The organism is Luteococcus sp. (genome assembly GCF_043424415.1).
In the GTDB taxonomy this organism is placed as follows: Bacteria; Actinomycetota; Actinomycetes; order Propionibacteriales; family Propionibacteriaceae; genus Luteococcus.
The window spans coordinates 1-10,695 of the sequence record NZ_JBHWOO010000006.1 but is presented as its reverse complement, the minus strand read 5'-3'; the positions used below and the strand labels follow the sequence as shown (position 1 = coordinate 10,695).

Annotated in this window: 10 protein-coding genes and 1 pseudogene; 7 read left to right on the top strand and 4 right to left on the bottom strand. The window is 68.1% G+C overall.

Features of this window, described 5'->3' with window-relative positions; all coding sequences use genetic code 11:
* Positions 1-122 precede the first annotated feature (122 nt).
* Positions 123-503, bottom strand: a complete 381-nt coding sequence (locus ACHFFZ_RS00210; RefSeq protein ID WP_394274652.1) for a nuclear transport factor 2 family protein — start codon at positions 501-503, stop codon at positions 123-125.
* Positions 504-633: 130 nt separating this feature from the next.
* Here ACHFFZ_RS00210 and ACHFFZ_RS00205 point away from each other — a divergent pair, with 130 nt between their 5' ends.
* The 5 genes from ACHFFZ_RS00205 to ACHFFZ_RS00185 all read left to right on the top strand — a co-directional run bounded on the left by ACHFFZ_RS00205 (position 634) and on the right by ACHFFZ_RS00185 (position 5,230).
* Entirely contained in the window at positions 634-2,538 is a 1,905-nt protein-coding gene (locus ACHFFZ_RS00205) for a BCCT family transporter (protein ID WP_394274651.1), read from the top strand.
* A gap of 76 nt (positions 2,539-2,614) precedes the next feature.
* On the top strand, positions 2,615-2,776 hold the full coding sequence (locus ACHFFZ_RS00200) for a hypothetical protein (RefSeq protein ID WP_394274650.1): 162 nt from the start codon (positions 2,615-2,617) through the stop codon (positions 2,774-2,776).
* 53 nt (positions 2,777-2,829) lie between these two features.
* A complete protein-coding gene (locus ACHFFZ_RS00195) occupies positions 2,830-3,885 on the top strand; it encodes an AbrB family transcriptional regulator (RefSeq protein ID WP_394274649.1) in 1,056 nt (351 codons plus the stop codon).
* A gap of 53 nt (positions 3,886-3,938) precedes the next feature.
* Positions 3,939-4,562 (top strand): CueP family metal-binding protein, encoded by a 624-nt coding sequence (locus ACHFFZ_RS00190; RefSeq protein ID WP_394274648.1) that lies wholly within the window; start codon positions 3,939-3,941, stop codon positions 4,560-4,562.
* A gap of 23 nt (positions 4,563-4,585) precedes the next feature.
* A complete protein-coding gene (locus tag ACHFFZ_RS00185; RefSeq protein WP_394274647.1) occupies positions 4,586-5,230 on the top strand; it encodes a DUF305 domain-containing protein in 645 nt (214 codons plus the stop codon).
* A gap of 167 nt (positions 5,231-5,397) precedes the next feature.
* Here the strand turns inward: ACHFFZ_RS00185 and ACHFFZ_RS00180 are convergent, their stop codons facing one another.
* From ACHFFZ_RS00180 to ACHFFZ_RS00170, 3 genes are all read right to left on the bottom strand, one after another.
* Complete coding sequence (locus ACHFFZ_RS00180; protein ID WP_394274646.1) at positions 5,398-6,660, bottom strand: aromatic amino acid transport family protein; 1,263 nt, start codon at positions 6,658-6,660, stop codon at positions 5,398-5,400.
* Between the two features lie 47 nt (positions 6,661-6,707).
* Complete coding sequence (locus ACHFFZ_RS00175) at positions 6,708-8,087, bottom strand: L-serine ammonia-lyase (protein ID WP_394274645.1); 1,380 nt, start codon at positions 8,085-8,087, stop codon at positions 6,708-6,710.
* Between the two features lie 141 nt (positions 8,088-8,228).
* The gene (locus tag ACHFFZ_RS00170) at positions 8,229-9,155 is read right to left on the bottom strand and encodes a LysR substrate-binding domain-containing protein (RefSeq protein ID WP_394274644.1); all 927 of its coding nucleotides are present in this window, start codon (positions 9,153-9,155) and stop codon (positions 8,229-8,231) included.
* A gap of 149 nt (positions 9,156-9,304) precedes the next feature.
* Between ACHFFZ_RS00170 and ACHFFZ_RS00165 the strand changes: the two genes are divergently transcribed.
* Positions 9,305-9,829, top strand: coding sequence for a DUF4334 domain-containing protein (locus ACHFFZ_RS00165; protein ID WP_394274643.1), 525 nt, complete (start codon positions 9,305-9,307; stop codon positions 9,827-9,829).
* A gap of 35 nt (positions 9,830-9,864) precedes the next feature.
* Positions 9,865-10,695 (top strand): annotated as a pseudogene (locus ACHFFZ_RS00160) (hypothetical protein); the annotation flags it as partial.

Below are 10,695 nucleotides of genomic sequence, written 5' to 3'. Positions count from 1 at the left end.
GCCGGCGAAGACCAGCAGCTCCTCCGCACTGGCGATCCAGGTGCTGATCACCTCCGCATCAGCGGCGGTCGCAGGGCGCACGGCGGCGTCAGGTGTGGTCATGCCCTCACGATGCCAAGGCCTCAGCCCAGCCGCACGCGCGACTCGGCCACCAACCACTGCCCATCGCTCAACACCAGGTCCTGGCGGACGTCGAGCGGCCAAGCCCGGCCGGAGCCGTCGGGCCGGTAGCCGGTGGTGATTCGTCCCTGCAGCGAGGCCTTGTCTCCGTCCACCTCCACCTGGACGTCGTGCTCGACCACCTGGTGGTAGACGAATTCTCCGGCGCGCATGCCGGCGAGCCACTCCTTCAGCGGCTGGCGATAGCCGGTCATGTGCACCAGCACCGCGTCCTGGGTGAAGCACTGGCGCAGCTGGTCGGTGTCGGCCCCGTCCATCGCCTGCAGCTGGACCTTCCAGTTGTGCAGGATCTCTTCGCGGGCCGCGTCGTCGGGGGTGTTCAATGCTCCATCCTGCCCCGGCCGCGCAACAAAAAATACCGTCCGCTCCTCGGAGGTTGCCGCCAATTCACCACCGATACCCCTACGGTGGACGAGGAAGATGCCACCGACGTCGATGACACCAGGAGCATTCGTGAGCCACCCGGGTCCAAGACAACCCCGCCCGTCCAAGCCCGCCAAGGCTGCCAAGACCTTCCTGCGGGAGGTGAACTACCCCCACCAGATCCATCCGGCGCTGGTGCCGGGCGTCTCGGTGGAGGACCAGAGGATCCGCTACGGCATCGACAAGGGCATTCTCCTGGCTGTCGGCGCGCTGATCGTCGCTTTCGTCGGGTGGGGCCTCGCCTCACCGCAACAGGTCTTCGACGTCTCCAGCTCGGCGCTCACCTGGGTGATGCGCAACCTCGGCTGGACCTTCAACATCCTGGCGATCGGCATGGTGCTCTTCCTGCTGGTGATCGCCTTCTCCCGCTTCGGCAGGATCACGCTCGGCCTCGACGGCGAGGAGCCCGAGTACTCCACCGGGTCCTGGGCGGCGATGCTCTTCGGCGCCGGAATCGGGATCGGCATCATCTTCTTCGGCCCCTACGAACCCCTCACCTACTACCTGAGCCCCCGCCCGGGCGCGCACTACGACGCGAACTCAGCGATGGCCGTGAAGGGCGCGATCGCGCAGGCCGCCCTGCACTGGGGACTGAATGCCTGGGCGATCTACGCCATCGTCGGGCTTGCCGTCGCCTACGTCTCCTACCGTCGCGGCCGGGTGCCGCTGATGAGCTCGGTGGTCACTTCGCTGTGGGGTGGCCGCAGTGACAGCCCCGTCGCCCGCATCATCGATGGCCTGGCGATCATCGCGACCCTCTTCGGCACCGCCGCCAGCCTGGGCATCGGCGCGCTGCAGATCGCCCGCGGTGTGGAGGTCGTCGCCGGCTGGGGCCCCACCGGCAACCGTCTCGCGCTGGGCATCATCGCCGTGCTGACCATCGCGACGATCATCTCGGCGGTCTCGGGCGTGGCCAGGGGCATCCGGTGGCTGAGCAACATCAACATGGTGATGGCGCTGGGCCTGGCGGTCTTCTTCTTCATCGGGGGGCCGACGGCCTTCCTGATGAACACCGTGCCGGCGGCGATCGTCGACTACTTCGGGCACCTGCCCGACATGCTGAGCGCCAACATGGCCGAGGGCCCCGAGATGGAGCAGTTCCTGTCCTCCTGGACCACCTTCTACTGGGCCTGGTGGGTGAGCTGGGCACCCTTCGTCGGCGTCTTCACCGCCAAGATCTCGCGCGGACGCACCATCCGCCAGTTCGTGCTGGGCGTGCTGCTGATCCCCTCGTCGATCATCGTGCTGGCCTTCGCGATCCTGGGCGGCACGGCGATCTGGCTGCAGCGACGGGCCGTCGCGGCCGGCGACACCGCCATGGCCATCGCCCCCGACGGCACGGCCGCCTCGCTGCCGCTGCCGGCCGAGATCTTCTACAAGGTGGTGGAGCAGCTGCCCGGCGGCGGGGTGGTCTCGGCGCTGGTGATCGTGATGCTGGGCGTCTTCTTCGTCACCACCTCCGACTCGGCCTCGCTGGTGAACTCGCAGCTCGCCCAGCGCGGCAACCCGTCGCCCAACAAGCTGGTGACGGCCTTCTTCGCGCTGTGCATGGCCGGCATCGCAATCGTGATCCTGCTCTTCGGCGGCCGCAATGCCCTGCAGGGCCTGCAGAACCTGATCGTGGTGACGGCCCTGCCCTTCGCACTGGTGCTGGTGCTGATGGCGGTGGCCCTGGTGAAGCTCCTGCGCAATGACCCGCAGGCGATCCGCGAGAACTATGAGCAGTGGGCGCTGGAGAAGGCCGTCAAGCACGGCGTGGCGACCTATGGCGACAACTTCGCACTGACCGTCGAGCCCACCGACGACGAGCGCGCCACCGGCGGCGACTTCGACTCCACCTCGCCCGAGCTCACCGAGTGGTATGCCCGCACCGACGAGGACGGCAACCCGGTCGACTACGACTACGAGAAGGGCGAGTACGTCGAGCCGAAGTGACCCCAGACGGCAGAAGGGCTTCCGCCAGCGGCGGACAGCCCTTCAGCCGGGCAGCCGCCCTCCCTACTGTAAAGACATGAGCGAGAACCCGTACAAGAACGACGCAGACCAGGATCCCGACCAGCAGCGTCCCGAGGTGGACCAGGCCGACCAGTCGATGCAGGCCGACCCGCGCGAGGACACCCCGACCGCCGACGCGGGCGAGGTCGACGGCAAGTCCGACCCTCGCGAGAACTGACCGCTTCGACGGAGCGGACGACCGCCCAGCCTCCCGAGCGCCGCGCCCTGTGCATGACGTGGTTCGGGGTGCTGGGCGCGACCGTGCTCGCAAGCTGGTTCTTCTCCCTGCTCCACTTCCCCTCTCCACCGCTCTTCGGCGCCCTGTTCGCGGGCATGCTCTATGCCGTCAGTGGCCGCGGCCCCACCATGGACCTGCCGACGGCCGGTTCGGTGGCCGGTCAGGCACTGATCGGCATCTCGATGGGTTCCCTTCTCGACCTGGCCACCCTGCGCGCGCTGGGCGGCAACTGGTTGCCGATCGGCGCCGTGACGCTGGCCACGTTGGTCCTGAGCCTGGTGCTGGGGCAGCTCTTCGCCCGTCTGGGCGGACTCTCCCGGGCGACGGGCACCTTCGCCATGATCGCCGGCGGCGCCTCCGGGATCACCGCGATCGCCCGGGAACTCGGTGCCGACGACCGGATCAGTTCCGTGGTGCAGTACCTGCGCGTGGTGATGATCCTGATGGGCATGCCGGTGGTGACCACGCTGGTCTTCCGGCCCCCACTCCACGAGCCGGCCCCGACGGTCCCCGTCGCCCACGCGGCCTGGTGGGCCGACCTGCTCTTCGTCGCCGTCAGCACCGCGGTGGGGGTGGGACTGGCGCGGCTGGTCCACTTTCCGTCGGGCCATCTGCTGGGCCCGCTGCTCGTGGCCAGCATCATCACGATCTCCGGCGTGCTGGGACCCGTGGCCGAGCCGACGTGGCTGGCGGCCGTCGGCTTTGCGCTGGTGGGGCTACAGGTGGGGCTGCGCTTCACCCGGGCGAGCCTGCGGCAGGTCGGGCGGCTGCTGCCGCTGTCGGTGGCCATGATCCTGCTGGTGGTGCTCGGCTCGGCAGCACTGGGGGTGGCGCTCGCGCAATTCACCGGCGTGCCGCAGCTCGACGCCTACCTCGCCACCACGCCCGGCGGGCTCTATGCAGTGCTGGCGACGGCCGCCTCCAGTGGGGCGAATGTCACCTTCGTGCTGGCAGTCCAAGTGGTGCGGCTGGTGCTGGTGCTGGCCAGCGCCCCGCTGCTGGCGCGCTGGTTCCGCGGCCATCCCGGACGCTGGGAGCAGCCGGCTTGAGCGATCTGCGACACTGGGTCGTAGACAATTCCCCATCGAGCAGGAGTTCCACGATGCGCCGCAGCACCGCCCTCGCCCTCATCACCCCCGCCCTGGCCGTCGCCCTCGGCCTGACCGGCTGTTCCTCGTCCGAGCAGGCCACCCCGGCGGCCACCACGGCGGCCTCGTCGGCACCTGCCGCCTCCGAGGATGCCGTCCAGAGCAAGCTGGCCCAGCTGGACCTCGACGGCAAGGACGTCGTCACGGTCATCAACAGCCTCGACCAGACCCAGGAGGACAAGAAGATCGACCTCAACGGCTCGGTCCGCCAGGACGAGCTGCTGCTCACCTCGGGCGAGGACAAGTCCACCGAGACCTCGATCCCGATGCCCAAGGACAAGACCTATGTCTCGGTCGCGCCCTATGTCGACAAGACCCACGAGTGCTTCGCCCACCACCTCACCGGCTGCCAGGGCGAGCAGGTGGGCAAGGACTTCCAGGTGACCTTCACCGACGCCCAGGGCAAGAAGATCATCGACGAGAAGGCCACCACCTACGACAACGGCTTCCTCGGCTTCTGGGTGCCCCGCGACGTGAAGGGCACGCTGATCATCAGCGGCGAGCAGGGCAAGGGCAGCATCCCGCTGTCGACCGCCGCCGATGCCCCCACCTGCATCACCACCCTCCAACTGGCCTGACTCCAAATGATCCAGGAGCACCCATGAAGACCATGTCCCTTGCCGTTGTCGCCGTCGCGGCCCTCGCGCTGGCCGGCTGCGGTTCGAACACGGCCGAGCCGTCGGCGACCACGACGACCACCACCACGACCACGTCCACCCCGGCGGCGTCGAGCAGTGCCTCCTCGCCCGAGATGATGTCGGCCCAGCCCGTGGCGGGCCCCCACAACGGCGATGACGCGATGTTCGCCCAGATGATGATCGTCCACCACCAGGGGGCGCTCGACATGTCGAAGCTGGCCCCCACTCGGGCCGACAGCGACGAGGTGAAGGCGCTGGCCACCCGCATCGAGAAGGCGCAACAGCCTGAGATCGACCAGATGACCAGCTGGCTGCGCAGCTGGAACGAGCCGCTCGAGGCGGGCCACGGCGCCCACGACATGCCGGGCATGGACATCAACGGCCAGACCCAGGAAGAGGTCAACAAGAAGCTCGCCGCGCTCAAGGGCACCGACTTCGACCGCTACTACCTGGAGTCGATGATCGCCCACCACGAGGGCGCCCTGGTGATGGCCAAGGACGAGATCGCCAAGGGTGAGAGCCCCGACGCCAAGAAGCTGTCGGAGGAGATCGTCTCCTCCCAGGCCACCGAGATCGCCGAGATGAAGAAGATGCTCGCTGCGCTCTGAGCCCACTCGCTGCCCGCTGCCCCGCTTCGATCAGGGGGTGGCGGGCAGCGTGTTGTTCCGGCGCACCAGCACCAACAAGAAGATCTCGGAAGATCTGGGTCTGTGGGGAACCCAGATCTTCCGAGATCTTGTGCGTGGCGCCCGGTTGGGCGCCGATCAGGCCTGCCTCAGCTGACGAGGCTGGCCAGAATGCCGGCGACGGCGACGATGCCGGCGATCGTCACGAAGACGTTCGAGGCGCGGCCGCGGTACTCCTTGAGTGCGTCGATCTTGTGGATGGCATACATCGGCAGCAGGTAGAGAACGATGGCGATGACCGGACCGGACAGGCTCTCGATCAGGCTCAGCACGCTCGGGTTGATGATCGCCACGATCCAGGTGGTGATGAACATGAAGACCGCGACACCGATCTGCAGGCTGCGCTGGGGCACCTTCGTGCCGTGGGGGTCCACGAAGCGCACAATGCCCGCCAGACCCTCGGCAGCACCCAGGTAGTGACCGAAGAAGGACGAGGCAATCGCCAGGATCGCCACCACCGGGCCCAGGTAGCTGATGAAGGGCGCATTGTGCACATTGGCCAGGTAGGACAGCACCGGCAGGTTGGCGGCGCGGGCCTCGGCCAGACCGTCCTTGCCCAGTGCCAGCACACAGGACCAGACGAAGCTCATGGCGAACAGCACCAGCAGCATGGTGGTGCGCTTGAGGATCCAGGAGGCCTCCTCGGCCGAACGCCGCCCGTACTTCTTCTTCTGGGACAGGGAGAACTGCGAGATCGCGGGAGAGTGGTTGAAGGCGAAGATCATCACCGGGATCATCAGCCAGGTGGTCTTGAGGAATTCGCCGATCGAGCCGTTGCCGGCCTGCGTGAACAGGTCGAACTTCCATGACGGGATCAGGTAGAGCGTCACGCCGAAGAGCACGGCGATTAGCGGGTAGACCAGCCAGCCGGTGACCACCAGCATGATGCGCTCACCGGCCAGCAGCACGGCCATCATGAGTGCGATCAGCACCCCCGACAGGATCCAGCGCGGCGGGGAGGGCATGCCCAGCTGGTTGACCATCAGGCTGTCGATCGTGTTGGTGATGCTGACTCCGTAGATCAGCACGATCGGGTAGATGGCCAGGAAGTACAGCACCGTCACCAGTCGTCCGGCACCCTCACCGAAGTAGCCGCGCACCACATGGGTGATGTCGTCGGTGGCGCTGGGGGCAGAGCAGATCATCCGTGACAGCGCCCGGTGCGACAGGTAGGTCATCGGGGCGATGAGGATCGTGACGAGGGCGAGCGGCCAGATGCCGCCCGCGCCCGCATTGATCGGCAGGAAGAGGATGCCGGCGCCGATGGCGGTGCCGAACAGGCTGATGATCCATTCCCGGTTGAACTTCTTGTCGGTCGGGGCCTCGACCACTGGGGTCTGGGTCCCTTCCATGGTGGATGACGACATTGTCTCCATACCTTTCATACCTGGGCTGGCAGTCAGCACAGGGTGTAGTTGACCGCAAGACCTCCGGTGGAGGTCTCCTTGTACTCGCTTCGCATGTCCGCACCGGTGGTGCGCATGGTGAGGATGGCCGCGTCGAGGCTGACCAGGTGGCCGCCGTCTCCCCGCAGGGCGATGCGGGCCGCGTTGATCGCCTTGTTGGCGGCGATGGCATTGCGCTCGATGCAGGGGACCTGTACCAGGCCGCTGATCGGGTCACAGGTGAGACCAAGGTTGTGCTCGATGCCGATCTCGGCAGCATTCTCCACCTGGCGGGGGGTGCCTCCGAGCACCTCGCAGAGGGCGCCGGCGGCCATCGAGCAGGCCGAGCCGACCTCGCCCTGGCAGCCGACCTCGGCGCCGGAGATCGAGGCATTGGTCTTGAACAGGATGCCGATGGCGCCGGCGGTGAGCAGGAAGTCGACAATGGTGTCGTCGTTGGCCTTGGGCGAGAACTTCACGAAGTAGTGCAGGACGGCGGGAATGATGCCGGCCGCGCCATTGGTGGGCGCGGTGACCATGCGGCCGCCTGCGGCATTCTCCTCGTTGACGGCCAGGGCGTACAGGTTCACCCAGTCGGTGGCCTCCAGCGGATCGCCGGTGCGGCCCTGTTCATTGAGCTCACGGAAGAGCTTGGGGGCGCGGCGGGGCACCTCCAGCCCACCGGGCAGGGTGAACTGTTCGCTGGTGCAGCCGGCGGTGACGCAGTCCTGCATCACCTGCCAGATCTTGAGCAGGGCCGCACGGGTTTCGGACTCGGGACGGAACTGGTTCTCACGGCGCATCACCAGATCACCGACGCGCAGGCCGGTCTCGTCGCAGAGCTTGATCAGCTCGACGGCATTGCTGAAGTCGTAGGGGATCTGGTTGCCGACGGCGTCGCCCACCTGGCGGTCCTCGCGCACCGCGATGTGGTCGACGACGAAGCCGCCGCCGATGGAGAAGTAGTCCTTGCTGGCCATGTCATTGCCCTCGGCATCCCAGGCGGTGAAGCGCATGCCGTTGGGGTGGCCGGGCAGGGTCTTGTCCAGGTGCATCAGCAGGTCGTCGGGGCCGAAGGCGATCTCGTGGCGCCCGTCGAGCAGCATCTTCTGCTGCGCGTAGACCTCGGTGACCATGTCGTCGGCGCATTCGGTGTCGACATTCTCGGGGCGGTGGCCGAGCAGGCCCAGGATCGAGGCCTTGTCGGAACCGTGGCCCTTGCCGGTGAGGGCGAGCGAACCGAAGAGCTCGACGCGCACCCGGGCGGTTCGCTCGAACAGGCCGGCCTCGTCGAGGTCGGCGATGAAGCGGGTGGCGGCCCGCATGGGTCCCACGGTGTGGGAGGAGGACGGTCCGATGCCGATGGAGAACAGGTCGAGAACGCTGAGAGCCATCACAAAACCCCTTCGTTGGAGCCCCGGATGCGACGGGTCTTCCGTCGTTGGGCCCAGCCAGGCTATCCCGGAAGATTTGGCGCCAGAAGGTGGAAACGCTGAATTCTTTGTCGAAGATTGGAAGATCCTGTGAAGGGGCCCTTAACGATTCTTCGTTGCTGTCAGCTTCGGCTGACCCCCAGGACGGGCGCCCGCCGCCACCTGCAGCTGGCGCCTGGTCGCCGCGATCGCTGGTGAGTCACGGTTCGAGCTGCGCGTCAGGATGCGGTGGTTGCGGCTGATCGGCGGGTCGAGGCGCCGCACCGTGACATCGGTGGTCTCCCGGCCCAGGTTCAGTTCGCTGATCAGGGTGGCCCCGAAACCGGCACGCACCAGCCCCAGCGCCGCGGTCAGGTTGCTGCAGTGGGCCACCACGTCGGGCTCGAAGCCAGCATCGCGGCAGGTCTGGCGCAGGAAGTCGGTGAAGCTGGCATCGACGCTGTCGAGGATCCAGTGCTCGTCGGCGAAGTCAGCCAGGCCGACCTGGGTGGACAGGTCCTCCCGGTCGGGCGGCAGGCACAGCACGATCTCGTCGCGCCACAGTTCGGTGATGTCGACGCCCTCGAGCGAACCGGGGCTGATGTCGTCGACGACGGCGACGTCGACGGCCCCGCTGCGCAGCCCTTCGATGCTCTCCAGTGGCTCCATGTCCAGCACCTGGGTACGCAGCTGGGGGTGGGCGCGACGCAGCTGCATCAGCGCCTCGGGAAGGATCGTGGAGCAGAAGCTGGGGAAGGTGCTGATGGTCAGTTCACCGCTCACCTCGGTGCGCAGCTGCTCCAAACAGGCCTCGGTTTCCTCCATCACCGCGTGGATGCGGTGGTACTGGCCGATCAGCAGCCGCCCGGCGGCGTTGAGCCGGACCCGCCGGCCGCTGCGGTCCAGCAGCGCCATGTCCACCTCGCGCTCCAGGGCGGCGATCTGCTGGCTGACCGCCGAGGGGGTCATGTGCAGGTGGGCCGCGGCCGAGGTCATGGTGTTGGAGTTCTCGAGGGCCGCCAGCACCTGCAGGCGTCGGATGTCGAGCACGAAGGGTCCTTTCGGGCACTGGGTAGGGCTCTTGTGGTGTGGCCAGTCTCTCAGGAGCACGGATGGCGTCGGTGCACCCACCCTGCATACTGCCTGTCCGGCCGGTGTCGGTACTGGCCCAAGTCCCGTGTCCGCAAGAAGATGGACCCATGAGCACCGTGCTGACCCGACTGGCCGAGGCCGACACCACCGAGGCGCTGGCCGTCTTCGACGAGCTCGCCCCGGTGGCTGCGGAAGACGTTCTGGGCGCCTGGCGCGGTGAGGAGCTGGCCACCGGCAGTGCCTTCGACGGCCTGCTGGCCGCCTATGGCTGGCACGGCAAGCGGTTTCGCGGCAGTGAGGACGTCGACCCGCTGGTCTTCGACACCCGCGTGGGCAGGATCTGCCTCAATCCGTGGCTGATGCCGGTGACGGTGGCCATGGCCTTCCCTCGCCCGGTGCGCAGGGCGGGGCACGTCCACCTGGGCCGGTGGCTGCTGCCGCTGGCGCGTACCCGGCGCCCCCGGGCCCGCCTGCGCATGGTGGAGCACCGGGGCCGCACCAGCACCGCGATGGTCTACGACGACCTGCCGATCATCGACCACCTGCGTCGGATCGACGACGACACCCTGCTCGGCCTGATGGACATGCGCGGCCTGGACAAACCCTGCTTCTTCCTGCTGCACCGGGAATGAAGGACGATCGGGCGCGGGACACTACCGTTGTGCGCATGGACACACTTCGACCAGTTTGGTGCGGCGACGAGTGGATGCTGCCGGGGCTGCGGCGGGACCTGGGGCGGCTGGGCGAGGCAGGCACCCCGGTGAGCCGGGGCCTCGTGCTGGCCCACCAGCACCGTCACCTCGCCCAGGGCCTCGAGGACGGGCTGTGGCCCTACCTCCAGTTGCTTGCCACCCTGGGTTCCTCCGACCTGACCTTGGCCCGGGCTGCCGAACCCCACCTCGATGCCGTCGCGATCCTCCACCAGGCAGGGATCCGGCCCGCCGATATCAACGCCGGTGACGGTGCCACCTGGGGCGTCTACGCCGCCAACGCCCCCGGCATGGGGCTGACGGCCAGCCAGCGCGGTGATGGCAGCTGGCGCCTCGACGGCCGCAAGCCGTGGTGCTCTCTCGCGCGCCAGGTGACCCATGCCCTGGTCACGGCCCAGGGCCCCGACGGCGGCCAGCTCTTCGCCCTCCCCCTGCACCAGCAAGGAGTGCAGGCAGACCTCGCCGACTGGCACCCCCGCGGGCTGGTGGAGATCGAGACGGCCACGATCACCCTCGACGACGCCACCGCCCATCCGGTGGGCGCTCCCGGCTTCTACCTGGACCGTCCTGGCTTCGCCTGGGGCGGCGTCGGGGTGGCCGCGGTCTGGTTCGGCGGCGCCGCGGCCGTCGCCGGCCAGCTGCTTGCCGCGGCGCGCCGGCGCGAACCCGACCAGATCGCGCTGATGCACCTGGGCGCCTGCGACCGGGCGCTCAGCTCGGCCTTGGCGGTGCTGCGCCAGGTGGCCGACGAGCTCGCCACGGATCGCGCGGCCGCCGAGGGCCGACCC